This window comes from Halopseudomonas oceani (assembly GCF_002903165.1).
In the GTDB taxonomy this organism is placed as follows: domain Bacteria; phylum Pseudomonadota; class Gammaproteobacteria; order Pseudomonadales; family Pseudomonadaceae; genus Halopseudomonas; species Halopseudomonas oceani.
The window spans coordinates 124,233-150,093 of the sequence record NZ_PPSK01000011.1 but is presented as its reverse complement, the minus strand read 5'-3'; the positions used below and the strand labels follow the sequence as shown (position 1 = coordinate 150,093).

At 60.6% G+C, this 25,861-nt stretch carries 24 protein-coding genes and 3 tRNA genes; 11 read left to right on the top strand and 16 right to left on the bottom strand.

Annotated elements, in window-relative coordinates; translation table 11 throughout:
• Nucleotides 1-432: 432 nt before the first annotated feature.
• From C1949_RS12690 to C1949_RS12665, 6 genes are all read right to left on the bottom strand, one after another.
• Nucleotides 433-508, bottom strand: a tRNA-Lys gene (locus C1949_RS12690).
• Nucleotides 509-522: 14 nt separating this feature from the next.
• Nucleotides 523-599 (bottom strand) — tRNA-Pro (locus tag C1949_RS12685).
• A gap of 13 nt (nucleotides 600-612) precedes the next feature.
• A tRNA-Asn gene (locus tag C1949_RS12680) sits at nucleotides 613-688 on the bottom strand.
• A gap of 325 nt (nucleotides 689-1,013) precedes the next feature.
• Nucleotides 1,014-2,561, bottom strand: a complete 1,548-nt coding sequence (locus C1949_RS12675) for a phosphoenolpyruvate carboxykinase (RefSeq protein ID WP_104738837.1) — start codon at nucleotides 2,559-2,561, stop codon at nucleotides 1,014-1,016.
• A gap of 176 nt (nucleotides 2,562-2,737) precedes the next feature.
• Nucleotides 2,738-3,619: an Hsp33 family molecular chaperone HslO gene (hslO, locus tag C1949_RS12670; protein WP_104738836.1), complete on the bottom strand. Its 882-nt coding sequence runs from the start codon at nucleotides 3,617-3,619 to the stop codon at nucleotides 2,738-2,740.
• A 32-nt stretch (nucleotides 3,620-3,651) separates the two neighbouring features.
• Nucleotides 3,652-4,059: an RNA-binding S4 domain-containing protein gene (locus C1949_RS12665; protein ID WP_104738835.1), complete on the bottom strand. Its 408-nt coding sequence runs from the start codon at nucleotides 4,057-4,059 to the stop codon at nucleotides 3,652-3,654.
• 102 nt (nucleotides 4,060-4,161) lie between these two features.
• Here C1949_RS12665 and rimB point away from each other — a divergent pair, with 102 nt between their 5' ends.
• Together rimB and rimK are read left to right on the top strand one after the other, a co-directional pair.
• Nucleotides 4,162-4,623, top strand: a complete 462-nt coding sequence (rimB, locus tag C1949_RS12660; protein ID WP_104738834.1) for a retropepsin-like aspartic endopeptidase RimB — start codon at nucleotides 4,162-4,164, stop codon at nucleotides 4,621-4,623.
• A gap of 52 nt (nucleotides 4,624-4,675) precedes the next feature.
• Complete coding sequence (gene rimK, locus C1949_RS12655) at nucleotides 4,676-5,581, top strand: 30S ribosomal protein S6--L-glutamate ligase (RefSeq protein ID WP_104738833.1); 906 nt, start codon at nucleotides 4,676-4,678, stop codon at nucleotides 5,579-5,581.
• Nucleotides 5,582-5,720: 139 nt separating this feature from the next.
• On the opposite strand, the gene yrfG is transcribed toward rimK, so the two are convergent.
• Entirely contained in the window at nucleotides 5,721-6,434 is a 714-nt protein-coding gene (gene yrfG / locus C1949_RS12650) for a GMP/IMP nucleotidase (protein WP_104738832.1), read from the bottom strand.
• Nucleotides 6,435-6,676: 242 nt separating this feature from the next.
• On the opposite strand from yrfG, the gene nudE reads away from it, so the two are divergent.
• Both nudE and msrA read left to right on the top strand, forming a co-directional pair.
• A complete protein-coding gene (nudE, locus tag C1949_RS12645) occupies nucleotides 6,677-7,243 on the top strand; it encodes an ADP compounds hydrolase NudE (protein WP_104738831.1) in 567 nt (188 codons plus the stop codon).
• Nucleotides 7,244-7,253: 10 nt separating this feature from the next.
• Complete coding sequence (gene msrA, locus C1949_RS12640; RefSeq protein ID WP_104738830.1) at nucleotides 7,254-7,901, top strand: peptide-methionine (S)-S-oxide reductase MsrA; 648 nt, start codon at nucleotides 7,254-7,256, stop codon at nucleotides 7,899-7,901.
• A 9-nt stretch (nucleotides 7,902-7,910) separates the two neighbouring features.
• Here the strand turns inward: msrA and C1949_RS12635 are convergent, their stop codons facing one another.
• The gene (locus C1949_RS12635) at nucleotides 7,911-9,419 is read right to left on the bottom strand and encodes an HDOD domain-containing protein (protein ID WP_170063068.1); all 1,509 of its coding nucleotides are present in this window, start codon (nucleotides 9,417-9,419) and stop codon (nucleotides 7,911-7,913) included.
• Between the two features lie 128 nt (nucleotides 9,420-9,547).
• Here C1949_RS12635 and C1949_RS12630 point away from each other — a divergent pair, with 128 nt between their 5' ends.
• Together C1949_RS12630 and C1949_RS12625 are read left to right on the top strand one after the other, a co-directional pair.
• Nucleotides 9,548-10,294 (top strand): helix-turn-helix transcriptional regulator, encoded by a 747-nt coding sequence (locus tag C1949_RS12630; RefSeq protein WP_104738828.1) that lies wholly within the window; start codon nucleotides 9,548-9,550, stop codon nucleotides 10,292-10,294.
• Between the two features lie 96 nt (nucleotides 10,295-10,390).
• Complete coding sequence (locus C1949_RS12625) at nucleotides 10,391-11,257, top strand: DMT family transporter (protein ID WP_308421310.1); 867 nt, start codon at nucleotides 10,391-10,393, stop codon at nucleotides 11,255-11,257.
• Nucleotides 11,258-11,260: 3 nt separating this feature from the next.
• On the opposite strand, the gene C1949_RS12620 is transcribed toward C1949_RS12625, so the two are convergent.
• From C1949_RS12620 to C1949_RS12605, 4 genes are read right to left on the bottom strand one after another with little or no spacing between them, the layout of a single operon-like run.
• Entirely contained in the window at nucleotides 11,261-12,427 is a 1,167-nt protein-coding gene (locus C1949_RS12620; protein ID WP_211287136.1) for an AI-2E family transporter, read from the bottom strand.
• A complete protein-coding gene (locus C1949_RS12615) occupies nucleotides 12,424-12,696 on the bottom strand; it encodes a hypothetical protein (RefSeq protein WP_146040317.1) in 273 nt (90 codons plus the stop codon). Before C1949_RS12615 ends, C1949_RS12620 begins: the two co-directional genes overlap by 4 nt.
• A complete protein-coding gene (locus C1949_RS12610) occupies nucleotides 12,665-13,153 on the bottom strand; it encodes a hypothetical protein (protein ID WP_104738826.1) in 489 nt (162 codons plus the stop codon). The genes C1949_RS12615 and C1949_RS12610 overlap by 32 nt, the downstream gene beginning before the upstream one ends.
• On the bottom strand, nucleotides 13,150-13,440 hold the full coding sequence (locus C1949_RS12605; RefSeq protein ID WP_104738825.1) for a hypothetical protein: 291 nt from the start codon (nucleotides 13,438-13,440) through the stop codon (nucleotides 13,150-13,152). The genes C1949_RS12610 and C1949_RS12605 overlap by 4 nt, the downstream gene beginning before the upstream one ends.
• Nucleotides 13,441-13,739: 299 nt before the next feature.
• Between C1949_RS12605 and C1949_RS12600 the strand changes: the two genes are divergently transcribed.
• Nucleotides 13,740-14,918 (top strand): saccharopine dehydrogenase family protein, encoded by a 1,179-nt coding sequence (locus C1949_RS12600; RefSeq protein WP_104738824.1) that lies wholly within the window; start codon nucleotides 13,740-13,742, stop codon nucleotides 14,916-14,918.
• Between the two features lie 69 nt (nucleotides 14,919-14,987).
• On the opposite strand, the gene C1949_RS12595 is transcribed toward C1949_RS12600, so the two are convergent.
• The 3 genes from C1949_RS12595 to C1949_RS12585 all read right to left on the bottom strand — a co-directional run bounded on the left by C1949_RS12595 (nucleotide 14,988) and on the right by C1949_RS12585 (nucleotide 19,294).
• A complete protein-coding gene (locus tag C1949_RS12595) occupies nucleotides 14,988-15,830 on the bottom strand; it encodes a 23S rRNA (adenine(2030)-N(6))-methyltransferase RlmJ (protein ID WP_104738823.1) in 843 nt (280 codons plus the stop codon).
• 189 nt (nucleotides 15,831-16,019) lie between these two features.
• Nucleotides 16,020-17,819 (bottom strand): type IV pilus assembly ATPase TfpB, encoded by a 1,800-nt coding sequence (gene tfpB / locus C1949_RS12590; RefSeq protein ID WP_104738822.1) that lies wholly within the window; start codon nucleotides 17,817-17,819, stop codon nucleotides 16,020-16,022.
• Nucleotides 17,820-17,890: 71 nt separating this feature from the next.
• Complete coding sequence (locus tag C1949_RS12585) at nucleotides 17,891-19,294, bottom strand: CYTH domain-containing protein (RefSeq protein ID WP_104738821.1); 1,404 nt, start codon at nucleotides 19,292-19,294, stop codon at nucleotides 17,891-17,893.
• A 127-nt stretch (nucleotides 19,295-19,421) separates the two neighbouring features.
• Here C1949_RS12585 and C1949_RS12580 point away from each other — a divergent pair, with 127 nt between their 5' ends.
• The 4 genes from C1949_RS12580 (at nucleotide 19,422) to argA (ending at nucleotide 24,032) form a co-directional block, all read left to right on the top strand.
• Nucleotides 19,422-20,099 (top strand): TIGR00153 family protein, encoded by a 678-nt coding sequence (locus tag C1949_RS12580; RefSeq protein ID WP_104738820.1) that lies wholly within the window; start codon nucleotides 19,422-19,424, stop codon nucleotides 20,097-20,099.
• A gap of 91 nt (nucleotides 20,100-20,190) precedes the next feature.
• A complete protein-coding gene (locus tag C1949_RS12575) occupies nucleotides 20,191-21,450 on the top strand; it encodes an inorganic phosphate transporter (RefSeq protein ID WP_104738819.1) in 1,260 nt (419 codons plus the stop codon).
• Between the two features lie 86 nt (nucleotides 21,451-21,536).
• The gene (gene argE / locus C1949_RS12570) at nucleotides 21,537-22,685 is read left to right on the top strand and encodes an acetylornithine deacetylase (protein ID WP_104738818.1); all 1,149 of its coding nucleotides are present in this window, start codon (nucleotides 21,537-21,539) and stop codon (nucleotides 22,683-22,685) included.
• Between the two features lie 63 nt (nucleotides 22,686-22,748).
• Nucleotides 22,749-24,032: an amino-acid N-acetyltransferase gene (gene argA / locus C1949_RS12565; RefSeq protein WP_104738817.1), complete on the top strand. Its 1,284-nt coding sequence runs from the start codon at nucleotides 22,749-22,751 to the stop codon at nucleotides 24,030-24,032.
• A 69-nt stretch (nucleotides 24,033-24,101) separates the two neighbouring features.
• Here the strand turns inward: argA and C1949_RS12560 are convergent, their stop codons facing one another.
• The gene (locus tag C1949_RS12560; protein ID WP_170063067.1) at nucleotides 24,102-25,565 is read right to left on the bottom strand and encodes a carboxylesterase/lipase family protein; all 1,464 of its coding nucleotides are present in this window, start codon (nucleotides 25,563-25,565) and stop codon (nucleotides 24,102-24,104) included.
• Nucleotides 25,566-25,861: the final 296 nt, after the last annotated feature.

The window sequence follows — 25,861 nt, the reverse complement described above, 5'->3', positions numbered from 1 at the left end:
GCTACGCGGCCCTTCGGGTTCGCTGCGTTGCTCGGGCTGACGGGGAGACCTCGCAGGCCACTCAAAAACTCGGCTCTTCGAGCCTCAGACATCCTATGACTCTTTTTCCCGTCAGCCCTGCGCTACTCGCCCGCGTAAACGGGACTAAATTCCGTGCACACTCCACCCTCACTGATCATTCCCACGCTCCGCGTGGGAATTCCTGTCCGGATGCTCCGCGTCCAATGGTGCTGACAGCACGGTCGCTGCGCAGACCCAATTCCCTGCATGCTCAAGCGGCACACCTGAAGTGGCGATTCTGTCAGCAGGAGAGGCTACAGACGCAGCCATGGCATACCCAGACACCAACCGCAAACGCAAAAAACCCGCACAAGGCAGGCCAGGAGAACTAATTCAGATAGAAAGGAAAAGTACTTCAAGGAAGGTTTTGAGTGGTGGGTCGTGTAGGATTCGAACCTACGACCAATTGGTTAAAAGCCAACTGCTCTACCAACTGAGCTAACGACCCATGCTCAAAAAAACTGGTCGGGGTAGAGGGATTCGAACTCTCGACATCCTGCTCCCAAAGCAGGCGCGCTACCAGGCTGCGCTATACCCCGAACTTGCTTGAATTGGCTCCGCGACCAGGACTCGAACCTGGGACCCAATGATTAACAGTCATTTGCTCTACCAACTGAGCTATCGCGGAATCACGTTCAAACATCTCAACCTGGGCAGTGGTTGGTAACACATATCCCCTGCTGAGGCGCGCCATTTTACCGACCAGCGCCGGAGTGTCAACCCTTTTTATCTCTTTTATTTCAATGTTCTATCGAAAGCCGCAGCAATCGATCCCCCTTCCGTACGGTCAGCACCGGGAGGGGTGTACATCTGCCATGTTTTCGCGCCGCAAAGGTACCTGCCCGGACGCAGACGCGACATCAGCGAACCAGCATCGCACATCGCCAAACGGCAACCCCGGAAACACGAAACCCGCCATCAGGCGGGTTTCGTTAACGCGTAATACCAGCGACTTAGCCCAGTTGCGGACCAGCTGCGACGATGGCGTCGGAGACGTCGAACTTGGTGAAGTTATCGACGAACAGCTTGGCCAGGTCCTGCGCCGCCTTGTCGTAATCCGCACCGCTCGCCCAGGTGTTGCGCGGGTTCAGCAGCTTGGTTTCAACGCCAGGAACGGCAACCGGGACGTCCAGATTGATAACCGGCAGATGCTCGGTCTCCACACCCACCAGCGCGCCAGACTGAATCGCAGCGATGATCGCGCGAGTAGTCGGGATGCTGAAACGGCTACCGGTACCGTAGGCACCACCGGTCCAGCCGGTGTTGACCAGATAGACCTTGCTGCCGAAGGCGTTGATGCGCTTGATCAGCAGCTCAGCGTACTCGCCAGCCGGACGCGGGAAGAACGGCGCGCCGAAGCAGGTGGAGAAAGTCGACTTGATGCCGCCACCCGACCCCATTTCGGTGGAACCGACCAGTGCGGTGTAGCCGGACAGGAAGTGATAGGCAGCCTGCTCGTTGTTCAGGATAGACACCGGCGGCAGTACACCAGTCAGGTCGCAGGTCAGGAAGATGATCGCATTCGGCTCACCGGCCAAATTGGCCTCAACGCGCTTCTCGACGTGCTCCAACGGGTAGGCGGCACGGGTGTTCTGGGTCAGGCTGACATCAGCGTAGTCGGCGTGGCGAGAGGTCGGATCGATGACCACGTTCTCGACGATGGAGCCGAACTTGATGGCATTCCAGATGACCGGCTCGTTCTTCTGCGACAGGTCGATGCACTTGGCGTAGCAACCACCTTCGATGTTGAACACCGAACCTTCTGCCCAGCCGTGCTCATCGTCACCGATCAGGTTACGAGACTCATCAGCAGACAGGGTGGTCTTGCCGGTACCGGACAGACCGAAGAACAGCGTGGTATCACCATTGTCGCCGACGTTGGCGGCACAGTGCATGGGCAGCACGTCCTTGGCCGGCAGCAGGAAGTTCTGCACGGAGAACATGGCTTTCTTCATTTCACCGGCGTACTGCATGCCTGCCAGCAGGACCTTGCGCTGGGCGAAGTTGATGATCACGCAGCCTTCGCTGTTGGTGCCATCACGCTCAGGCTCACAGACGAAGTACGGGGCGTTCATGATCTGCCAGGTATCACGCGAAGCCGGGTTATAGACTTCGGGATTGATAAACAGGGTGCGACCGAACACGTTGTGCCATGCCGTCTCGGTTTCCATCACTACCGGCAGGTAGTGGGCCGGATCGGCACCAACGTGAACGTGAGAGACGAAGCTTTCCTTGGCGCCCAGGTAGTCGGCGACACGGGCCCACAGGGCATCAAACTTGTCAGCCGGGAACGGGCGGTTTACCGCACCCCAGGCAATCGCAGAGCTGGTGGACGGCTCGTCAACGATAAAACGGTCCATCGGCGAGCGGCCGGTACGTGCACCGGTCTTGACTACCAGAGCGCCAGTATCTGCCAGTTGACCTTCATTGCGCTGAATGGCCAGCTCGATCAGGTGTGCCACGCTCAGATCGGTGTACACGGTATTGGTAGCTTGCGTCATTAAACAGGGTCCTCTTCGACTTTGACCGAATATATCTATCTAAAGACCGACCGATTCGGCCTAAGTCCGTGGGGGTTCAGGTTGGTATTCGTCCAGTGACTCAGCGCGGACTCAGCGCGCAGGCGCGCCATTATGCCAAAAAAAAGACAAAGTCGCTAAGCCTGAACCGTTCTCGTTTAGTGCAAACCCTTCGCATGCTCAGCCGCAGCAGCAAAAAGCGCATGCACGGCAGGCTCGTCAAAACGATAACGGCTATTGCAAAACTGGCAGTCCACGGTGATCTCACCGCCCTGCTCCTCAAGCAGCGCAAGGACATCCTCTTGCCCAAGGCTGACCAACGCGTTGCCGGAACGCTCGACCGAACAACTGCATTCAAAGTGCACCGGCTGCGCGTCAAACAGTCGCACCTCTTCCTGGTGATAGAGGCGATGCAGCAGGGTTTCGTTGTCCAGACCGATCAGTTCTTCGGCGGTAATGGTGTCAGCCAGCACATTCAGATGAGACCAGGTATCGGCGCGCTCCTGCTCGTCCTTTTGCCGGTCGGCCGGCAGCGCCTGCAACAGAAAACCGCGGGCAACACGACCATCGGCATGCAGACGGAATTGGGTCGGCAACTGCTCGGAATTGGCAAAATAGCTGCACAGTGACTCTGCCAACGAGCCCCCTTCCAGCGACACAATGCCCTGATAGCGCTGACCGTTATCCGGGTCGATGGTGATTGCCAGCACGCCGTCAGGCATCAGCTCCGCCAGTGTTTCACCGCTCAGATCGTCGGCGTAACGGGCAATGCCGCGCACGCCCTGCTTGCTGGAACACTCAACCATCAAGGTGGAGAGCGGGCCACTGGAGCGGGCCTGGAGAATCAGCAGGCCATCAAACTTGATGGTGGTCGACAGCAGCACCGCGGCTGCCAGCATTTCACCCAGCAGTGCCTGTACCGGCTGCGGATAGGGGTGCTTGGCGAGGATCTCGCGGTAGCTCTGATCGGCGGACACCAGCTCGCCGCGCACGTCGGCGTTTTCAAACAGAAAGCGTTGGGTAATGTCCTGAGCGGCCATGATGCACCTTCAAAAAGCCGCGATTATAGCAATCAGTCCCCGACCGGTGTATTACGTTCATCGCGAAAACGAAAGATCTGACGGCGCTGCTTCTTACTCGGCCGACCGTCACTGATCTGCCCGCCGGCACCCAGCGCCTTGCGCTGCGCTGCGGCGGCCTCGCGTGCAGCAATGCTCTGTTCGCTTTCGCGATAGAGCGACTGCGCTTCAGGAGCACCACGGCGTTGCTCGGACAACACCAGCACCTCGACCACTTTCTGGTCCAGCCCCTGGCGAATACTCAATATATCGCCAACACGGATTTCCTTGCTGGCCTTGCAACGCTCACCGGCGCATTGCACCTTACCCCCTTCGATAGCGGTCTTGGCCAACGAACGGGTCTTGAAAAAACGGGCCGCCCAGAGCCATTTATCCAGGCGAATTTTGCCTTCTTGCTGCATCAGGTTTGTACTCCTCTCGCAGGCGCACTATAACAGGCTTGTCGAAACCCGAGACTTGCAGCATGATGCGCGCCGAATGCCTCCGGGGCTGGAGATACCGCTGTGAAAACCTTTGATCATCTGAGCGTGATCGGCCTGCGAGAGTGGGTCGCGCTGCCCGAACTCGGCATCAGCCAAATGATCGCCAAGATCGACAGCGGGGCCAAGACCTCGGCACTGCATGCCAGCAACATCAGCACCTTCACACGCGACAACCAGACCTGGGTACGCTTTGATGCGCATATCGGCAGCCGCACCCGTCAGCACACCCGGACCTGTGAAGCCCTACTGATCGACCTGAAACGAATCAAGAGTTCCAATGGTCAGATGCAGGAACGGCACGTCATCCGCACGCCACTGCTGCTGGGCGACAAGTGCTGGGATGTGGAGTTCACCCTGACCTGCCGCAAAGCCATGCGCTATCGCATGCTGATCGGCTGCACGGCGATGCAGGACGCACAACTGGTGATCAACCCGGGCCTGCGCTTCGTTCAGGAAAAGCCCCTGATCGAAACACCCTACTAAGCACACTACCCTTACCCCCATCAATGCGCCTTTCAGCGTCAAGGGACCCAGAATGAAAATTGCGATTCTGTCGCGTAACGCCAATTTGTACTCCACCCGCCGGTTAATCGAGGCGGCGACAGAACGTGGCCACGAGGTGCGCGTCATCGACACACTGCGCGCCTACATGAACATCGCCAGCCACAAGCCGTCGATTCACTACAAGGGCGAGGAACTGGAAGGCTTCGACGCGGTGATTCCGCGTATCGGCGCCTCTATCACCTTCTACGGCACTGCAGTACTTCGCCAGTTCGAGATGATGGGAGTGTTCCCGCTCAACGAGTCAGTTGCCATCAGCCGCTCGCGCGACAAGCTGCGCTCGCTGCAACTGCTGGCCCGCAAGGGCGTGGGCCTGCCGGTCACCGGCTTCGCCCACTCCCCAGACGACATTCCGGACCTGATCAGCATGGTTGGCGGCGCTCCGCTGGTGATCAAACTGCTGGAAGGCACTCAGGGTATCGGTGTGGTGCTGTGTGAAACCGAAAAGGCCGCAGAGTCGGTGCTCGAAGCTTTTATGGGTCTGAAGGCCAACATCATGGTGCAGGAGTACATCCGCGAGGCCGGGGGTGCCGATATTCGCTGCCTGGTGGTTGGCGACAAGGTCATCGCGGCGATGAAACGCCAGGCCAAGCCGGGCGAATTCCGCTCCAACCTGCACCGCGGCGGCAGCGCCAGTCTGATCAAAATCACGCCGGAGGAACGCATGACCGCAGTGCGCGCCGCCAAAGTCATGGGCCTGAGCGTGGCCGGGGTCGACATCCTGCGCTCCAACCACGGCCCAGTCGTAATGGAAGTGAACTCTTCCCCAGGTCTGGAAGGCATCGAAAGCACCACCGGCAAAGACGTCGCCGGCCTGATTATCGACTACATCGAGAAAAACGCCCGACCCAACCAGACGCGCACCAAGGGGAAGGGCTAGCGGCCGCTAGAAGCTGCAAGGCGGATGGCCTCCCCCTGCAAGCGTAATCAGGGTGGATTCGGCGCCGAGGCTATCACGTGTTTCCAAACGCTATTTGCTGCGATGCGCAGCCAAAAGAAAACCCGCGCGACAGGACACCTCACGGGGTTTTCTTGCGGCTTGCGGCTTGGAGCTGCCGACTCAGCCCGCGCGCGCGGGTGATGGCGGCAACCAACTCCGCGTAATCCTCCACCGCCTCAAACTCCTCCGTATCGCGTCGCGCGCCACGACTGTCGGGCTCCCGTACCGCCAGCAGATGGGCGATACCATACTCACGGGCCGACCGCAGCACACTGAGGCTGTCGTCGATAAACAGCGTACGCTCGGGGTCGAACGGCATATCAGCCTGCAGGGCATGCCAGAACGCCTGCGTTTCCTTGGGATAGCCGTAATCGTGGGAACTGATCAGCCGTTGGAACCATGTGCGCAGCTCAACCCGCTCCATCTTCAGCGACAATGAATCGCGGTGGGCATTGGTGATCAGCACTACTTGCCGGCCGCTGCGTTGCAGTGCCTGCAGAAAGGTATCGGCATCAGGGCGCAAACTGATCAGGTGTGCGATTTCGCGCTTAAGTTCGACAATCGGCAGCCCCAGCTCGCGGGTCCAGTAGTCCAAGCAGTACCAATCCAGCTGGCCCTGAATGGCATTCATCATGGCGTACAGTTCCGTCTTGGCCCAGTCAACCGACTGACCATGATGGCGGGCATAGCAGACAGGCATATGTTCCAGCCAGAAGTGGTTGTCGAAGTGCAGATCAAGCAGGGTGCCGTCCATATCGAGCAGCACGGTATCAATTGTGTTCCAGTTGAGCATCGGCGGTTGGGCTTGGGCTAGAGGTGAGGCTATGATACCAAGGGAAGCGCTGATTAACTCCACAGACTCACTGCGAGTACTCAGGCATGCAGCTACAAGGCGCGGTTCACAGCTGATAGGGCGCTATTGGCAGGAGGCGCAAAGCGGCAGATGCATGCTTGAGTGCCTGCCCTGAGCGCCAGATAGCATTTGGCTCTTAATCGGCGCTCGCCACGCAACAGGTTGATCAACACGGAGCCCTCATGCCGCAGAAGCCGCAAACGCTGGAAGCAAAAATTGTCGCCAAGAGTCGTCTGTTCACTGTTGAGCAGGTTCAGCTGCGCTTCAGCAACGGCGTAGAACGCACCTACGAGCGACTGGTCAACAAGGGTCAAGGTTATGGCGCCGTCATGGTTGTGGCTATGCAGGATGCGCGCACGGCGCTGCTGATTGAGGAATACTGCGGCGGCACCGATGATTACCAGCTGTCGTTGCCAAAGGGTCTGGTCGAGCCGGGTGAGGATGTGCTGGAAGCCGCCAACCGCGAATTGATGGAAGAAGCCGGCTTTGGTGCCGAACAACTGGAGTTCCTCACGCACCTGTCACTCTCACCGGGCTACATGAGCCAGAAGATCGCGGTGGTGCTGGCCCGCAACCTGTACGAAAAACGTCTGCCGGGCGATGAGCCGGAGCCAATCAGGGTCGACCAGATCGACCTGTACGAACTCAGCGAGCTGACCGCCCGCAGTAATTTCACCGAAGGCCGCGCGCTGGCTGCTCTATATCTGGTGCGCGACTTACTGGAGCAGCGCGGCGAACTGCAACGCTGACGGAGGCAACATGTTCTTCCAACGCATGCCTGAGCATAAGCTACGCCTGCCAACCGCCGACGAGGCGCTGCCCGGCCGCGACACGCCGATCCCTGCCAGCCAAACCACCCATAGCGTGCTCGGCACGCCGCTGCATGGGCCCTTCCCCGAGCAGATGCAGACGCTGATTGTTGGTCTTGGCTGTTTCTGGGGCGCCGAGCGACGCTTCTGGCAGGTACCGGGCGTCTACAGCACCGCAGTCGGCTACGCCGGCGGCCTGACGCCCAACCCGACCTACGAGGAAGTCTGTTCAGGTATGACCGGCCACAACGAGGTCGTGCTGGTGGTGTTCGATCCAGACGCGGTGTCACTGCAGCAACTGCTGAAGGTGTTCTGGGAGTCGCACAATCCTACACAGGGCATGCGCCAGGGGAACGACCAGGGCACCCAGTACCGCTCCGGCATCTATGTCAGCGACATGGCCCAGCGTGCCCTCGCCGAGGCCAGCAAGGCCAACTACGCTGACGCGTTGCAGCAGGCAGGTCTGGAAGAAATCACCACTGAAATCCTGCCTGCGCCGACCTTTTACTACGCCGAGGACTATCACCAGCAATACCTGGCCAAGAATCCCGGCGGTTACTGCGGTCTGGGCGGCACCGGCGTCTGCCTGCCCGGCTGAGCTGCAGGCTCAGCGCTGACTGAGCCGCTGCAGACAGAGCCCGGTCAACTCGGCAAAGCGCTTAAAGGTGGCCAGCTGACTGGCGCTCAGCTCACGACCAGACAAGCGCATGTCACCATACAGCACCCCCACCCGCCGGCTGCCGGCGACCACTGGCGCGACCGCAAACGGGCCGCTGCCGACCAATTCAACGACTGCTGGCGTTACCAACTGCTGCAGGCCGCCACTGTTCGAGCTATCGAGCCACAGACAATCACGCTGCTCAAGCGCATGAGTGAACACCTGCGGTGCGCTGTCAGCGGAGGGCAGTGAAAAGGTCTCACGCCAGCGCTGAGTACCCTTGCCGATTGCCGCGCGTACCCGGAACTGTGTCTGCTTTTCAGCGAGCACCATCAGCGCGACCCGCTCGATACCCGCCCCCCGATGCAGCCCCTGCATGACGGTGTGAAGAATGGTATCGACATCCATCGGCGCACGTACCATCAACTTGAGGTGATCAATCGACAGCTTGAGCATTTCCAGGTTCGGCTGCAGCAGTGGTTCGGCCTCACCCTCTAACTTGCTCTCTGTGGATGGTTCGTCGGCAGAGGGCACCTGCGGCACCACCTCCATCTGCAATAGCGCAGAGAGGTCCAGCGGCAGATCATCCGCCCGCGGAATCCACTGCTGCAAATCAGCATTGGAGCAGGTACCGGCGATGCGGACTGCTTCCTGGCCACTGCCAACCAGTTGCTGCCAAGCGTGCTCGGCGTCTGTGCCAATCAGCTCCGCAACCGGTTCGATCAGCGCCTGCACCGACTCATGTGTCCAGCCGTCGGTCGCCACCCGCTCGGCCAGCTCGCTGCCCAAGGCCACCGCTCGTGCGGCCGGGCCATCACTACTGCGACTGGCCTGGATCAACTGGCCGATCTCTCCCATGTTCCAGGACTTGAGCAAACCCACGGTCAACTGGTCAAAGGTGACGCCAAGCTCTCGGCGCAGCAGCTTGTCCGGATCGACACCCGGCTCACTCAGAGCGGTCACCAGGCGATCAGTCATCGAGCCGGCATGACTCCAGAACGCCAACTCGCCGATATGGCTAAGCAAGGTCGCGATGAAAACCTCTTCCTGCTGGCGTTGATTCAAATACTGCGCCATGTTGCGTGCCTGCACCGCGCCATGGAAGGAACGCGCCAACAGCGCTTGCAGCTGCTCGCGCGGGGAGTTTTTCAACAGGCCATCCAGCAGGCTGACCGACAGACCGATCATCCGTACCTGATCAAAGCCCACCACCACTACCGCACGCGACAGGGTCTTGATCACCTCACGACCCGGGTTGCAGTAAACGCTGTTGCTGACCCGCAGCACCTTGGAGGCCAGCGCGGCATCACGCATCAACACCTCTGTCAGTTGGGCAACCGACGCGGTTTCCGACTGTGACAACCGCAACAGGTCGTGCACAACCACGGCCATTGCGGGCAGCTCGGCGCGATTCAAGCGTTCCAACCAGGAGCGCAGACCATGTGTTTCGTGCTTCAAATCAGTATTCCGGTCAGTGGATGGAACGGAGCCGAATGATACCAATATAGTATCAATCCTGGCAGCGTCCCTGCCCCCCTCGTCAGCCCGGTTTGTGCAACCCGGCGCGACTTCCATAGAATAGCCCGATGCCGACTACCCGCCTTGATATTCACCACTACTCGGACGCAGCCAACGCCCATGCACATGCGCATCAGGCGCAGCTGGTATTTGGACTGCACGGCACTCTGGAGCTGGAATTCAAGGATGACGGTGGCCAAGTACAGGCCGGACGTGTTGCCATCATCGCCCCGAACGACCGGCATGCCTTTTTCAGCCGGGACCAGGGCAATTGTCTGGTGCTGGATATCGCCCCCGATGCACCGCTTCCGGGCCTTGAGGGGCAGCGCGACAGCCAGCTGAGACTGCTGGACCATACTTCGCTACAGCCGCTTAATCCGGCCCAGACGCAACTGATCAGCAGCCTTGCCGGCCTGATCAGCAGTCAACCCTGGCTGGCCGACAACAGCGCCGCGCTGCTGCTCAACTCCCTACTTGGCCAGCCGACTGCTGAGCGCCGGCTGCCGCTCGCCCGCCTCAACACATTTATCGAAACCCAGATGGCACGTCCGTTGGGGGTTGAAGACCTCGCTCGGGTCTGCGGCCTCTCTGCGTCGCGCTTCAACTACTGGTGCCAGCGGGAACTCGGCTGTTCGCCACTGGCCTACCTGCGCCAACGGCGCCTGCAAAGAGCTCGGCAACTGCTTGCGCATGGCTGCCTGCCAATCAGCGAGATCGCTGCCCGTTGTGGCTACAGCAGCCAAAGCGCGTTTACCCAAGCCTTCAGCCGACGCTGGCAACTGTCGCCCAGTGCTCTGCGCAAGGGCGGCGACTAATCCAGCAGTATCGCGACAATATTCAGCAGTGGCACAACAGCAAAGGTTCTGCCCGCGCAGTACCATCCTGCTCAGCCATTATCCCCCGAGACCAGCATGACCAACCTGACCCACAACCGCGCCCTGCTCTTTATGCATGTCGCCGCCCTGCTGTTCGGCCTGACCGGTATTTTCGGCAAGCTGGCCAGCACCACGCCCGATGCCATCGTGCTGGGGCGAGCGTTGCTTGCAGTCGCTGCGCTGATTGCGTTTGCCCGACTCGGCAGCCATCCGCTACTGCGCCAGCTCACGCCCCGCCACCTGGCCAGCCTGCTGATGTGCGGCGCCTTTCTGGCCGTGCACTGGCTGACGTTCTTTCATGCCATTGACATTTCTGGCGTCGGCATCGCCACGCTGGGGTTCGCCAGCTTCCCAGCCTTTGTGGTGGTACTGGAAGCGCTCTTCTGGCGCGAGCTGCCCACTCGGCAGGACCTGGTCAAGGTCGGCCTGGTATGTGCGGGATTACTGCTAATACCGGCAGAGTTCACCCTCGACGCTGACAATACCGAAGGACTGTTGTGGGCAATCCTATCCGGCTTCTGCTTCGCCGCCCTCTCGGTCGGCAACCGGCTCACCAGCGGCCACCTGCATCCAGTGCAGATCGCTTGCTGGCAAAGTCTGGTAGTGTCACTGTTGGTCCTGCCCACAGGTACGCATGCGCTGATGCAGATGCCAGCTCTGGACTGGCTGTGGATTGGCTTGCTGGGTGTGTTCTGTACCGGGTTGGCGCAGGTGCTGTTCGTCTCCAGCCTGCGTGTACTGAACGCTCGCACTGCGTCGCTGTTCTTCGCACTGGAGCCGGTCTACGGCATTCTGATTGCGTGGTGGCTGTTCGCGGAACAGCCGACCCTGCGCATGCTGATAGGCGGGCTGTTGATCATCAGTGCAGTCTTGATGGTACGCCGCGCACCAACGCCTGCCTGAGGGTCAAATAGGACTTTCGATCAGCTTCACCCAATGCTGCAGCAAATGCATGCGATCAGCCGCCAGCTTCAGGCAAACCAGCAACGGCACGGCTATCAGCACACCGACCACACCCCATAACCAGCCCCACAGGATCAGCCACAACATCAGTACCAGCGGATGCAGCCGCATGCGCTGGCCCAGTACCGTTGGAGTAACGAACTGCGCCTCGACCAGGTTGATGCCAAAGAACACCAGCGCCGGCAGCAGCGCATCGATGACGGGGCCGTATTGCACCATACCCGCCAGACACAGCACCAGCATGCCGATGATGGGACCAACGTAGGGAGCGAAGTTCAGCAAGCCGACCATGACCCCCCAAAGAAGCGCATCCTCCACGCCCATCAGGTGCAAAACCAGGCCGGTCACGGTGCCCAGCAGCGTATTGATCAGGCTGACAGTCAGAATGTAGCGCGACAACTCCCGTTGAACCTGCTCCAGCAGGTCAGTTGCTGCCTGCTTGTCACGTACCTGCGGAAACACCTGAATAAAGGTGCTGTAGAGCGAAGGGCCGAAGATCAGCATGAATAGCACCAGCACCAGAAAGGTGAAAAACTGCGCCAGCACCGCCGGGGTTGCCCCAAGCGCCTTGACCATCACTTCCATGCCGCCCTGCATCACCCGGTCCGACAATCCCGTATCACTGCTTGCCGATGACGCCATTGCCGGTGCAGGCGCTTCCTCACGAAACCAGCCAAACAACTTGAAGCCCTTCTCTGGCTCAGCCTCCACACTCGACGACACATCTGCCGGGCTCAGCTTGCGGCCAAAGGCATCCAGCTCATTAGATAACTGGGCAGACAGTTCAGGCAGGCGCTTCACCCACTTTTCCGCCGGTTCGGCGAGCTGCGAGCCCAGCAGCGTAAATGGCACGCCGATAGCAGTCAGCAACAGCAACGCCGACAGTGTGCGAGGTACATGAAAGCGCTTGAACACCGCGACCAGCGGGCTCAGCAACAGCGCGAACAATGCCGCGACAACAACAGGCAACACCAGCGTCTGGGCAAAATAGAGGGTATACAAACAGGCTAATGCCAACAGCCAGACCAACGCCTGCTGGGTGGGTGAGCGGCGCACCGCCGGCACGCGCTCAAGCTCAGCCTGCTCAGTCTGCTCCGGCGCCTCAGTCACAGCGGACTCCACAGACGGCGCGCCACTTGAAAGACATTTTGCACCAGTGGCAGCAGCCGCACCCCGGTCAGCCCCATTCCCCAGGTCCGGCTCGCACCAAGCCGCTGGGTCAATGCACCGGCGAGTGCACCGCTGCCAACCAGAACAACGGGGGGCAATTGAGCGAGCTGATGCCGCACCAGGGCGCCGCCCAGCTGCACAATTTCGATTCGTAGATTCAACTGGTGATCCAGCTGATCAATCTCTGCCATCAGTTGACGACGACTCATCATTTGCTCCCTGCATAAGACGTTTGAAGTGCGCCTTGGTGCGACGAAAGCCCAGCGACTGCTGATAGACCCGCAGCTGCCGCACCAGCACGGCGATGCAGGCACCATGCAACACCAGCACCCCGCCCAGCGCTGCCGCGACCGAGCCAGCAGCCTGCCAGATCAACCAGCCAGCCAACAGGCTGAACACCACCCAAGCGAACAGCATCAGTGGCACCAGCAACAGCCCCAACAGCAGTATTCGGCGTGCGTCGCCCAAGGTCAGCTGCAGCTCAAGTCGCAACATGGTCGCCACTTCACCACCAGCCGCCAGAATCTGCCTTAGCCAGGCCGCAGTATGATCGATCAGCTCCTCGACGGCTTTAATCGCGTCGGCGGAGACCTCGGGCGTATCCGCTCCGGGCTCCGTCGACCGCCCCTCGGACTTTGACGATAGGGGCTCTGCCTGCTCACTCATTTGCGCGAAAACAGCTGCGCCAGAACAAAGCCTGCAGCGAAGGCAACACCCAACGTGGCCAACGGCTTTTCACGCATATAGCTTGAAGCCTGATCGCCCAACGCCTCGGCCTTCTCGCGCCCCTTGAGCAGTTGCTCCAGCGCGTCGTGCTTAACATCCATACCTGCCGCCTGCGCGGCCGCCGTGAAATGGTTCCGCGCCTCCAGCAGCTTCTCGTAAGCTTCGCCGACAGCTGCCTTGCTGGCGGCCAGTTCAGCCTCTTTACCTGTGGTCTTTTCTGCTGCCATCTTGATCTCCTTGATCTATCTGGTATGCCAATTAACCCACCTACTATAGGCGGCGACGACATGCGCGTCATCGGCAAGATTTATTCGCCGTCATTCGCTGCGCCGAAACCCGCGTCTGGGCATTTACTCCACTTGCCGCGCAGGCGAGGCTTAACACCAACGGCGCTAGACGAGCGACCGATCTGTGCCAGACTGACTGCCACCATCGACATCGCCCGCTCTCAGAAGTGGGACTTGCGCTGAGCGGGCAAGTTCAGACTGACTGCCCCCCCAGCCTTTCAAACAAAGAGGAGTACCCTATGAGCAGCACCCGCGAGTTCGACATCATCGTTTACGGTGCCACCGGCTATACCGGTCGCCTGGTAGCCGAATACCTGTGCCAGGAATACGGCAACGACAGCCAGCTGCGCTGGGCCATGGCCGGCCGCAGCCAAAGCAAGCTGGAAGCCGTACGCGATGAAATCGGCGCCCCGGCCAGCACTCCGTTAGTGGTGGCCGATACCAGTGACCTCGCCAGCCTGCAGGCCATGGTTGAGCGTACCAAAGTCGTTCTGACCACCGTCGGCCCCTACCAGCTCTACGGCCCGGAACTGGTGCGCATCTGCGCCGAAACCGGCACCGACTACGTGGACCTGTGCGGCGAGCCGGCCTGGATGCGGCAGATGATCGACGCCCACGGTGAGACCGCGAAACAGAGCGGCGCACGCATCGTCTTCTCCTGCGGGTTCGACTCCATCCCCTTCGATCTGGGGGTCTACTTCCTGCAACAGGCCGCGAAGGAGCAACTCGGCTGTGCGCTGCCGCGCGTCAAGGGTCGGGTACGCAAGATGAAGGGCACCTTCTCCGGCGGCACCGCAGCCAGCCTGAAGGCGACCATGGCAGCGGCCAAGGCCAACCCCGAGATATTCAAACTGCTGGCCAACCCGTTTGCCCTGACACCCGGCTTCACTGGCCCGGCGCAGCCCCCGGCTATGAAGCCCGAGTACGACGAATCACTAGGCAGCTGGGCAGCCCCGTTCATCATGGCTGCTATCAACACCCGTAACGTCCATCGCTCCAATGCGCTGCTGGGGCACGCCTACGGCGAAGACTTCGTCTACGACGAAATGCTGCTGACCGGCCCCGGCGAACAGGGCGAAGCCATCGCCAACACGGTTGCCGGCGACAAGTCACTGGCCAGCGATGATGCGCCAAAACCGGGCGAAGGCCCGAGCAAGGAAGAGCGCGAAACCGGCTTCTACGACGTGCTGTTTATTGGCGAAGCTGCCGACGGCCGCAGCCTGAAAGCCAGCGTTGCCGGCAAGCGTGACCCCGGCTACGGCTCGACCTCACGCATGATCGCCGAAAGCGCGATCTGTCTGGTGCGCGACGCCAACGACACTCAGGGCGGTATCTGGACCACCGCGCCGGCGATGGGCGACAAACTGATCAAACGCCTGCAGGAACACGCTGGCCTGACCTTCAAGCTGGAGCCTTGATCACGCGGTACTCCAGGCGGGCGCGGCATGCCGCGCCCTTACGCCAAATCGGCCCAGTGCGTGCTGCTCTCAGGGCGCCCCGGCGAGCCAATCCATCCGCCAGCTCCCGCTACCCGACTGGGCCAATTCCTGACTCAACCAGGGCAGCACCTGCTCCAGCTCCTCCCAGATCGGCCACGGCGGATTGATCAGCATCATGCCGGAACCGTTCAGACCCAACTGGTTGTCGACCGGACGCACATTCAGCTCGACTCGCAACGCCTTGGGCGCGCCGCTGTCAGCGATGCCCTGATAAAAGTCCTTGAGCAGACGCTGATCCTTGATCGGATACCAGATCGCAATCACGGTCTGGCGCATGCGGCTGATCGCCTGCGCGACACCGGCTACGCAACGCTCCAGGTCGTCGGTTTTCTCAAACGGCGGGTCCAGCAACCAGAGCGCACGCTTCTCCGGCACAGGCAAGAATGCCTTCGACAGCTCGTACCCGTTGCGCTGATGCACCGCCACATCCGGCTGACCAGCAAAGTGTTCACGCAGGGTTTCAGCGTCCTCCGGGTGCAGCTCGCTGACAATCATCCGGTCCTGCTCGCGCAGCAATTCGGCCATGATCTGCGGTGAACCCGGATACCAGCGCAGCTCGCCGTTCAGGTTATGGCGTGCGACGGCGTCGCGATAATCGGCTAGCCAGAGCGGCAGATCGTCCCGCTGCCAAAGCCGGCCAATGCCGTCAACATACTCGCCGGTCTTGCCCGCCGCCTCTCCCTGCAGGTCATACAGTGCAGTGCCGGCGTGACTATCAAGGCAGCACAGCGGCGTGTCCTTGCGCTGCATCAACACCAGCAGACGACGCAGCAGCGCATGTTTGAGGACATCGGCGTGGTTGCCGGCGTGATAACTGTGGCGGTAGTTCATGGGCGGTCCCGCGGAGATACGTGAGCGAAAGCGCGCATTCTAGCAGGCATCGCTCGGCGGGGCGCTGGCAAGAACTCCCCGGCAGCAACCAGTCGCGCACAGGATCCATTCAAGCTGAGGGTCAGCGTCAACGCGACCTGCAGAGGTCAAGGAGGCGGTCGACTGATCAAGTCAGCAAGGGCGACACTCTCACCCTTGCTGGCTGTTCGGCGTCACCCGCAAGACTTCCTCGATCGTGGTCAGCCCGGCGCCAACCTTCTGCGCGCCCGACAAGCGCAAGCTGTGCATCCCTTCCTTGTAGGCTTGACGGCGCAGCTGCGCGACGTCGGCATCCTTGTGAATCAGCGCCTTGATGCCATCGCTCAGCATCATCAGCTCGTACACACCCGCACGACCGCGGTAGCCGGTTTCCCGGCACTCCAGACAGCCCGCAGCATGCTGCGCCTGGGTTGGCAACGGCGCATTCCACGGCCGAGTCAGATCAACCCAGGCCTCCTCGTCCACCTGCGTCGGTGCCTTGCAGTGCGGACAGAGAGTCCGCACCAGACGCTGGGCCATCACCCCCAGGACCGTAGCCTTGATAAGATAGGGCGCAACGCCCAACTCAATCAGCCGACTGACTGCGCTGGGTGCATCGTTGGTATGCAGGGTCGACAACACCAGGTGCCCGGTGAGGGCGGCCTGAATCGCCATCTCGGCGGTTTCCAGGTCACGAATCTCGCCAACCATGATGATGTCCGGGTCCTGACGCATCAGCGCACGCACACCGCTGGCAAAGTTGAGGTCGATGTTGTGCTGCACCTGCATCTGGTTGAAGCTGTCTTCAACCATCTCGATCGGGTCTTCGATAGTGCAGACATTCACCTGCGGGGTGGCCAGCTGTTTGAGGGTGGTATACAGCGTAGTGGTCTTGCCGGAGCCGGTTGGCCCGGTGACCAGCACAATGCCGTTGGGTTGACTGACCATCTGCTGCCAACGACGCTGGTCCTCAGTGGAAAACCCCAACTGATCGAAGCTGCGCAGCAGCACATCCGGGTCAAAGATCCGCATCACCATTTTTTCGCCAAAGGCGGTCGGCAGGGTCGAGAGCCGCAGCTCGACTTCATTGCCCTTCGGCGCCCGGGTCTTGATCCGGCCGTCCTGCGGCTTGCGCTTCTCGGCCACATTCATCCGGCCGAGGGTTTTCAACCGGCTAACCACCGCCATGGTGACCTGAATCGGAAATTGATAAACGGTGTGCAGCACGCCGTCGATGCGCAGACGCACGCAGCCGGACTCGCGCCGCGGCTCGATATGAATATCGCTGGCACGCTGCTCGAAGGCGTATTGGAACAGCCAGTCGACGATGTTGACCACATGGGCATCATTGGCATCCGGCTCCTGGCTCATGCTACCAAGGTTAAGTAGCTGCTCGAAGTTGCCGACGCCGCTGGCCTTTTGATCTGTTGCGTTGGCGCCGGATACCGAGCGTGCCAGCCGATAGAACTCCACCGAATAACGCTGCAGATCCTCCGGATTGGCAATGACCCGACGGATCTCGCGCTTGAGCACGTGTCGCAGGTTATCTTCCCAGCCCTGAACAAAGGGTTGAGCGCTGGCGATCGTCACCTCGCGATCATTCACCTCCACAGCCAGAATTCGATGGCGCTGGGCAAAGGCAAAAGACATCAGTGGCGTCACCGCAGAGACGTTGATCTTCAACGGGTCGATCCGGTACCAGGGCTGGTCGCTCTCGCTGGCCAGCCAGCGGCTGAGACTGTCCAGATCCAGTTTTTTCCCGGGTCGCCCCAGGTCATCAACGTTCTGACCGGCGATAAATTCCAGCGGATGCAACTTGGCGGTATCACCTACGGCCGCTCGCCGCAGCGTAACCAGGTGGTCGGCGCTGTCCTGACTGATACGCCCCTGTGCCACCAGCGTGGTGAGAAAATCGCCCAGGTCCAGCGACCGATCACTACCCGGAATCGCCAGATCCGCCAACCTTTTCATATCCTGCTCCCCTGCCCATCCGTTCTTTTGTGTCACGGCTGCGATCCGGCAGCCGCCTCGTTGCGATCTGCTCAGCTGTTCAGTTCACGCCAGGCGTTCAACCGGCGCACCCGCACACCCTGCTTGCGCAGCGCAGCCAACAGCGGCTCGCGCTGTTCAGCATCAATCTGCGGGTACTGTTCCAGCAACGCCTGCAGCTTGTTCAACTCACCAAACAACCGATCCGGTTCGGACACCTCAAGCCACTGACGAAACTGGGCCAGCAGCATGTGCAGACGCCCCAGGCGGGGCAGCTGATCCAGCCACTCACTGACCATATGCTCGGAGTCGTTATTATGCGGCACGCGCAATTCCTGAATTTCCTTGCCGGTGGCGGCCAGCAACCAGCGCTCCAGGGTCAGGTTGGCCACCCGATCGCCGCGCGGTGGACGATTTTGCGTCCAGCGCCGCTGCTGCAGCCAGAGCGCCAGTTCGACGAACATTGCGCCCCAGCCCGGCAGCTCAAGCTGACGATCAAACTCAGCTTCCGCTGCGCGGCGTGCGGCTTCACCTTCGACGTCATCGGCCCAACCCGCCAGCACCAGTGGCTGGAAAGCCGCCAGCAAGGCGTCCAACGGTCCAACGAAGGGGCTGGCAGCAGAGCGCGGCAAGGCCAGATCAAACACTGCGAAGGCGGCGCGCAGCTGCGCCAGCGCACCGGTCAGCTCGCGAAACAGCTTCCACTGATGGGCATAGCGATACTGTTCAGCCAAACGCTGTACGCGGCCCAGCAACTGACTGACCAGCTCGGCAATGACCTCGTCGACCGGTGTATCGGCCTGCCACTGGGGCTGATCCAGGCGCAGATTAAAGCTGCGCGCATCAAACAATCGATAGCCACGCTCGGCCTTGCTGATGTCACACGGCATCAACGGCAGTTCCTGTGTCAGCGTATGCGCCAACTCCAACAACGCAACTGCCGGCCCCTGGCGGACTTCCAGTTCGAGCTCGCTAATCGGCTCGCTACCACTGTCGGTACGCACCTCACCCTCATCCAGCGCGGCCTCGACTTCTACAACCTCCCCCTCACGCTCCCAGCGCAGCAATGCGCGGGTGCGCTGAAAGTCGGTGGTAAAGACCGGCTGCAGGGTCTGCTTGTCGAGTTCGGCCAGCTCCGCAGGCCAGCAGTTGTCATCCAGCAGCGACAGATCCAGTGCGTCGTTCTTCAAATACCAATCCCATTCGTTGCGCTCCGACAGGCCGGCAACACTCTGCCCGCGGCTTTTCAACGTCTGGATATAGGTATCGCCATCACGACGCAGTCGCAACGCCACCCGGGCGCCAGCCAGATCCCGATCGGCAGTATCGTAGTACTGGTTATAAAGGGGACCGCTCTGCCATTCACCCTGCCGACGCTCGTTAAGCAACGGATGGGCGCGCAGCACTTTCAGCACCTCGGCACTGGCGCGCAGCTTGATTTCAGTTTCTTTGACCATGTGACATTCTCGACAGCACCGGCGGCAACCGCAGCCACCGGTGAAAAGTGTTCAATTGTTTTCAATTTGGTGACGACCGCAGGCTCAGCACCTATACTTTGCGGCCTCAATTCCAGCGGGAGGCGTCATGCCAAACAATCCGTTCCTCACACTGTTCGGTAGATCACCGATCGGTCCCATGCAGCAGCACATTGCCAAGGCGCACGAATGCACCAGTCAGTTGCTGCCCTTTATCGACGCACTGCAGGCCGAGGACTGGACCGAAGCAGAGCGCCTGCAGCAGCATGTAGCTCAGCTTGAACGCGAAGCTGACAAGCTGAAGAAAGACGTCCGCGTTCACTTGCCCAAAAGTCTGTTCCTGCCGGTGCCGCGCTCTGACCTGCTGGAGCTGCTCAGTGTACAGGACAAAGTAGCCAACCGCGCCAAGGATATCGCGGGCCTGATGCTTGGCCGCCGCATGGTTATCCCGCCCACCCTGTTCCCCGCCTTCCGCGAATTTGTGCAGCGTTCAATCGACGCCGCAGCGCAAGCACTGAAGGCTATGAACGAGCTCGATGAGCTGCTTGAAACCGGCTTCGCTGGCCGCGAGGTCACGCTGGTCGAACGCCTGATCGAAGAGCTGGACCGCATCGAACACGATACCGACAACATGCAGATTGGCCTGCGCTCCGAGCTGTTCAAGCTGGAGAAGGACTGGCCGCCGGTCGATGTGATGTTCCTGTACCAGATCATTGAATGGATTGGTGATGTCGCCGACCGTGCACAGCGCGTCGGTAACCGCCTGGAACTGCTGATGGCTCGCTAGGAAGCGACCGAACGGCCAACAGCACCATGACGGACTTTCCGCCGACGCAGAAAGCCGCCAGCCCATGCACACGTTTTAGAGTATTAGAGATATGACCCTGATTGCAGAGTACGGCACCATCCTGCTGATTCTTGCCTGCCTATTCGGCTTTTTCATGGCCTGGGGTGTCGGCGCCAACGATGTTGCCAATGCCATGGGCACCTCGGTCGGCTCCCGCGCCCTGACCATCAAGCAAGCGATCATCATCGCCATCGTTTTCGAGTTTCTTGGTGCCTATCTGGCCGGCGGCTCAGTCACCCAGACCATTCGTAGCGGCATCATCGACGCCGACGCAATCAGCCCTGACCAGATGGTGTTTGGCATGCTGGCGTCGCTACTCGCCGCCGGCACCTGGCTGCTGGTTGCCTCAATCAAGGGCTGGCCGGTCTCAACCACCCACTCGATCATTGGTGCCGTCATTGGTTTCGGCGCCGTTGGCGTCTCGATGGAAGCCGTGCATTGGGAAGGGGTCACCCCGATCGTCGCCAGCTGGATCATCTCGCCACTGCTGTCCGGCATCGTTGCCTTCATGATTTTTATCAGCGTTCATCGCCTGATTCTCGACACTGAAGACCCGTTTGCCAACGCCAAACGCTACGTCCCGTTCTACATGTTCGCGGTCGGCTTCGTGGTAACCATTCTGACCCTGACCAAGGGGCTAAAGCATATCGGGTTGAACCTCAACGGCTGGGAAAGCCTCGGTCTGGCGCTGGTTGCAGGCATTCTGGTTGCCAGCCTCGGCGTTACCCTGCTGAGCCGCATCAAGTCTGATCCGGAAGCCGACAAGACCTTTCACTTCGCCAGCGTTGAGAAAGTTTTTGCGGTGCTGATGATCTTCACCGCCTGCTCCATGGCCTTTGCCCACGGCTCCAACGACGTCGCCAATGCGGTCGGCCCGCTGGCTGCCATCGTCGGCGTGCTGCATTCTGGCGGCGAAGTGGCGAGCAAATCGCTGGTCCCAGGCTGGGTGCTGCTGCTGGGTGCCATTGGTATCGTGGTCGGCCTGGCCACCTATGGTTATCGCGTGATTGCCACTATCGGCAAACACATCACCGAGCTAACGCCGAGCCGCGGCTTTGCCGCCGAACTGGCCACTGCGACCACAGTGGTCGGCGCCTCCAGCATCGGCCTGCCAATCTCCACCACCCACACTCTGGTCGGCGCGGTACTCGGGGTTGGTCTGGCACGTGGCATCGGTGCCCTGAACCTGCGCGTCATCGGTACCATCTTCAGTTCCTGGGTCGTCACCCTGCCGGCAGGCGCCATCCTTTCGATCATCTATTTCTTCATTCTCTCCGGGATTTTCAGCTGACTATCGGCCACTGGCGGCGTAAGCTGAAAAAACACGTGCGTCGGGGGTTCTGACAGGCAGAGCGCCCGCCTCAATCGGAGTTGCCAATGCCCCTGCCGCCACTGAAGGATCAGTTCGACGCCCTGCTGAGGCTCCCTTCTATCAGCTGCACCCAGCCAAACCTGGACCAGAGCAATCTACCTGTCGTGGAGCTACTGGCCAGTTGGCTGAGCGACCTCGGCTTTGATTGCCGAATCCTCCCGATTGCCGACCAGCCCGGCAAGGCCAACCTGATCGCCAGTTTCGGCAGTGGCCCCGGTGGCCTGGTCATGGCAGGCCATACCGATACTGTGCCCTGCAACCCGGAGCGCTGGCAGCACGATCCCTTCGCGCTGACTGAAGCGGACAACCGCTGGTATGGTCTCGGCAGCTGTGACATGAAGGGCTTCTTCCCGCTAGTCATCGAGGCCGTGCGCAACTATCTTGACCAGCCGTTCAAACAGCCTCTGATCGTTCTGGCTACTGCTGACGAAGAAAGCTCCATGAGCGGCGCGCGGGCACTGGTCGCGGCCGACTTGACCCAGGCCCGTCATGCCATCATCGGCGAACCCACCGGCATGCGACCGATCAGGCTGCACAAGGGCATCATGATGGAGCGCATTGATATCATCGGCCAGGCCGGACACTCGTCCGATCCAAGCCTGGGTCACAATGCCATGGAGGCGATGCACGCGGTAATCGGCGACCTGCTGCAGCTTCGCGGAGACTGGCAAAAACGCTGGAGCAATCCGCTGTTCGGCGTACCGACACCGACACTGAATCTCGGCTGCATCCACGGCGGCGACAATCCGAACCGGATCTGCGCCAAGTGTGCGCTGGAGTTCGACATCCGCCCACTGCCTGGCATGAACAGCGACGAACTGCGCGCCGCCATCCGTGAACGATTGCGGCCCATCGCCGCCGAACACCAGGTGCAGATCGATTACCAGCCGCTGTTCCCGGGCGTCCCCGCGTTCGAGACCCCAGCCGACTCACCCATTGTGCGCGCCTGCGAAGAGCTGACAGGGCAAAGCGCTGCGGCCGTTGCCTTTGCCACCGAGGGGCCATACCTCAACCAGCTCGGGATGCAGACACTGATTCTGGGGCCTGGCGATATCGACCAGGCGCACCAGCCAGACGAATTTCTCGCCCTGGACCGACTGCAACCAACCATCGACGTCCTGCAGGGACTGATTCGACGTTTCTGTCTGCAGTAATACGGCGGCTTGAAGCCGCGACCGCAACCCCCTTTAATAACTCTTTTTTCTGGAACACCGCGCATGCTCGACTACGTCAACTGGTTCCGCCACTCGACGCCATACATCAACCAGCACCGGGATTGCACCTTCGTACTGATGCTGCCTGGCGAGGCCATGGTCAACGCCAACTTCAATAACATCATCCACGACATCATGCTGCTCAGCAGCCTGGGGGTGCGTCTGGTGCTGGTCCACGGCTCACGCCCGCAGATCGAGGAACGACTTGCCAGTCGAGGGATACGTTCGCAGTACCACAACGACCTGCGGGTAACCGATATCGACACCCTCAGCTGCGTGATCGACGCCGTTGGCAGTCTGCGCATTGCGATTGAAGCCCGTCTGTGTGCCCAACAATCGGGGACCCGGTTACGGGTTGTCAGTGGCAACCTGGTTACCGCCAAACCCATTGGTGTCGTAGACGGCGTCGACTTTCACCACACCGGCGAGGTACGCAGGGTTGATCGCAAGGCTATCACCCGCCACTTGGACGAGCAAGACATCGTGCTGCTCTCCAGCCTCGGCTACTCACCGACCGGCGAAGCCTTCAATCTTGCCTGCGAGGATGTTGCCACCAGCGTGGCCGTCGCTCTGGGTGCAGACAAACTGATCCTGTTTGGCGAAGACACCGGCATCCGCGACGAACATGGAGAGCTGTTGCGCGAGCTCAAGCCTACCCGCGCCGCACCGCTGCTGGCAAAGCTCGGCAACAGCCAGCCAGGCACCCTGCTGCAGGCGGCCTGCAAGGCCTGCAACGCCGGCCTGCGGCGCAGTCATATTGTCAGCTTTGCCGAAGACGGCGCACTGCTGACCGAGCTGTTTACCCGCGACGGCGGTGGCACGCTGGTCAGCCAGGAAGCATTCGAGCAAATTCGGGGCGCCGGCATCGACGACGTCGGCGGACTGCTGGAACTGCTGCGTCCGCTGGAAGAGGCCGGCATCCTGGTACGCCGCTCACGGGAGGTGCTGGAAACCGAAATCAGCCAGTTCACACTGATCGAGCGCGACGGCCGCATCATCGGCTGCGCCGCGCTCTACCCGCTGGAAGGCTCCAGCGCAGCGGAGCTGGCCTGCGTCGCTATCGACCCGGCCTATCGCCAGGGTGGCCGTGGCGACCAGCTGTTGCAGCACATTGAGTCCCAGGCTCGCAGTCTGAAAATCGACACCCTGTTCGTCCTCACCACTCGCACTGCCCACTGGTTCCGCGAACGCGGTTTCGAACCCAGCAGTGTCGAACGGTTGCCGGCCAAGCGGGCAGAGCTGTACAACTTCCAGCGCAACTCGAAGGTGTTTGAGAAAAAGCTCTGACCCACTTGGCGACCGGAGTTCGAGAAGGTTCGTGCCTGCCGACACCCGTCCGGGTGCCGGCAGGTAACGCTAGACTTCTGGCGTCCAGTAATCACAACGATGCAGGTCGCGGAACACCGAACGAGACAGCGGCCGCACCGCTGGCGTCTCGAACGAGACCATGCCACCGGCACTATCGCCATAATCCACCCAGCTCAGGTCGTCATGGCTTGGGTTACCGGAACGGGCGAAGGCCGCCCAGGCACGACTCATAATTCCGGCCAGGGCAACCTGATCGTCGGTGGCGCCCCGCACCCTGAAAAAATCGTCAGTACCGAAAAGGTAGGACAGCTCCGAGGCGTGAGTAGCCCCCAGCGTCAACCAACTCGGCGCGACAATACCTGGTGACGGCGCGGCGCGATCGGCAAACTCGTACACGAACAAGGGCTGAGTCCCGGTCGCAGCGACACTGGCAGCCTGCACACTGGCATTACAGGCGAAACGACCGTCAGTACCAATAGCGGTCATCACAGCAGCGTAGTCATCATTGAATTCCGCAGCCGGATAGAGCCCAACCACGGTCGGGGTCTGCTCTACGCCTACGCTGGCGTTCAGCAAAAACTGGTAATTGAACTGCGTGATTGGGTTGAGCTCCCCTCGACTGGCGAGAAAATAGCTCCACTCATCCGCGTTGGTGCCCATCAGCAATGGCACATCGTTGTACTCCCCCGTCGCCAAACCGGCGTTCACCGAAACCGGCAACACGTCAGGACGCAAGGTAGGGATCACCGTCCCCGGAGCAATCGCCAGGATATCCGCCACTTTCTTGCTACGCAGGCATTCGACCTCTTCTGCAGCGGTCGCCGCGTCGCAACCAAGCAGGGCGGCAAAGCTCTCCCCTTCGCCTTCCGCTGTCGCCATCGACGCCTGAACCGTGCTGTAGGAACCGCTCTGCACGATCGCCTTGGCAAACAGCCCGGCAGAGGCAGGTGACACCAGATGGCTGAGAACGCTCAAGCCTCCGGCTGACTCGCCAAAGATAGTGACGTTATCGTTGTCGCCACCAAACGCTTTAATATTGTCCTGCACCCATTGCAGTGCCAGCTGCTGATCCATGATGCCATAGCTGCCCGACGCCCCCTGCTCCGCGGTCAAACCCGGGTGAGCGGTAAAGCCCAGCTTGCCCAAGCGGTAATTTACCGTCACGACAACAACATCCTCCGCAACCAGCCGCGGGGGTATATAGGTGCCACCACCTGAACCAAACACAAAGGCGCCACCATGGAACCACACCATCACCGGATGCGGACCGCGGGTTTTGGGGGTGAACACGTTCAGGTACAGGCAGTCCTCCGCCTCATCAGAGGTCATCCCCGCCTGCGGACAAGCACTGCCGTAAGCATCTGCCGCGCGCTCCTCGTCCCAGCCGGCAACCGCTTGAGGCGCAGCAAAGCGCAGATCGCCAATCGGGGCTGCCGCATAGGGGATGCCCAGAAATTCGAAGTACCCCTCCTGCTCAACGCCACGCACATCTCCGGAGAGCGTGGAACTCAAATCGGTCGGTTCAGGCCATTGAGCTGCACTACCGGATGAAGAGCCTCCGCCACCGGATAGACATCCAGTCAGGGAAACAGAGGAAATAACGACCGCCGCCAGCGCCACAGACGCCGAGCGAGATAACCTGGTAGATAACTGCACAGAACCGCCTCCATTTTGATTTGGCAGGAACCCGGGTAACCCGCGTAAAAACGCAGATCATCAGGTGAAAACGACGCCTACCAATATCAATACAACATCGCGCCAAAATCCTCTGTAACTCAAACAGACTAGCGGTCTGCGGCGGTGACACG

What these genes read in the sequence shown, in the direction of transcription:
- nudE (WP_104738831.1), top strand. Translation starts at nt 6,677, where the DNA reads ATGCCGCAGAAGCCGCAAACGCTGGAAGCAAAAATTGTCGCCAAGAGT.
- hslO (WP_104738836.1), bottom strand. Translation starts at nt 3,619, where the DNA reads ATGGCCGCTCAGGACATTACCCAACGCTTTCTGTTTGAAAACGCCGAC.
- rimK (WP_104738833.1), top strand. Translation starts at nt 4,676, where the DNA reads ATGAAAATTGCGATTCTGTCGCGTAACGCCAATTTGTACTCCACCCGC.
- C1949_RS12625 (WP_308421310.1), top strand. Translation starts at nt 10,391, where the DNA reads ATGACCAACCTGACCCACAACCGCGCCCTGCTCTTTATGCATGTCGCC.
- C1949_RS12665 (WP_104738835.1), bottom strand. Translation starts at nt 4,059, where the DNA reads ATGCAGCAAGAAGGCAAAATTCGCCTGGATAAATGGCTCTGGGCGGCC.
- yrfG (WP_104738832.1), bottom strand. Translation starts at nt 6,434, where the DNA reads ATGCTCAACTGGAACACAATTGATACCGTGCTGCTCGATATGGACGGC.
- C1949_RS12615 (WP_146040317.1), bottom strand. Translation starts at nt 12,696, where the DNA reads ATGAGTCGTCGTCAACTGATGGCAGAGATTGATCAGCTGGATCACCAG.
- C1949_RS12605 (WP_104738825.1), bottom strand. Translation starts at nt 13,440, where the DNA reads ATGGCAGCAGAAAAGACCACAGGTAAAGAGGCTGAACTGGCCGCCAGC.
- tfpB (WP_104738822.1), bottom strand. Translation starts at nt 17,819, where the DNA reads ATGAAAAGGTTGGCGGATCTGGCGATTCCGGGTAGTGATCGGTCGCTG.
- C1949_RS12610 (WP_104738826.1), bottom strand. Translation starts at nt 13,153, where the DNA reads ATGAGTGAGCAGGCAGAGCCCCTATCGTCAAAGTCCGAGGGGCGGTCG.
- C1949_RS12580 (WP_104738820.1), top strand. Translation starts at nt 19,422, where the DNA reads ATGCCAAACAATCCGTTCCTCACACTGTTCGGTAGATCACCGATCGGT.
- msrA (WP_104738830.1), top strand. Translation starts at nt 7,254, where the DNA reads ATGTTCTTCCAACGCATGCCTGAGCATAAGCTACGCCTGCCAACCGCC.
- argA (WP_104738817.1), top strand. Translation starts at nt 22,749, where the DNA reads ATGCTCGACTACGTCAACTGGTTCCGCCACTCGACGCCATACATCAAC.
- argE (WP_104738818.1), top strand. Translation starts at nt 21,537, where the DNA reads ATGCCCCTGCCGCCACTGAAGGATCAGTTCGACGCCCTGCTGAGGCTC.
- C1949_RS12600 (WP_104738824.1), top strand. Translation starts at nt 13,740, where the DNA reads ATGAGCAGCACCCGCGAGTTCGACATCATCGTTTACGGTGCCACCGGC.
- C1949_RS12630 (WP_104738828.1), top strand. Translation starts at nt 9,548, where the DNA reads ATGCCGACTACCCGCCTTGATATTCACCACTACTCGGACGCAGCCAAC.
- C1949_RS12675 (WP_104738837.1), bottom strand. Translation starts at nt 2,561, where the DNA reads ATGACGCAAGCTACCAATACCGTGTACACCGATCTGAGCGTGGCACAC.
- C1949_RS12595 (WP_104738823.1), bottom strand. Translation starts at nt 15,830, where the DNA reads ATGAACTACCGCCACAGTTATCACGCCGGCAACCACGCCGATGTCCTC.
- C1949_RS12585 (WP_104738821.1), bottom strand. Translation starts at nt 19,294, where the DNA reads ATGGTCAAAGAAACTGAAATCAAGCTGCGCGCCAGTGCCGAGGTGCTG.
- C1949_RS12575 (WP_104738819.1), top strand. Translation starts at nt 20,191, where the DNA reads ATGACCCTGATTGCAGAGTACGGCACCATCCTGCTGATTCTTGCCTGC.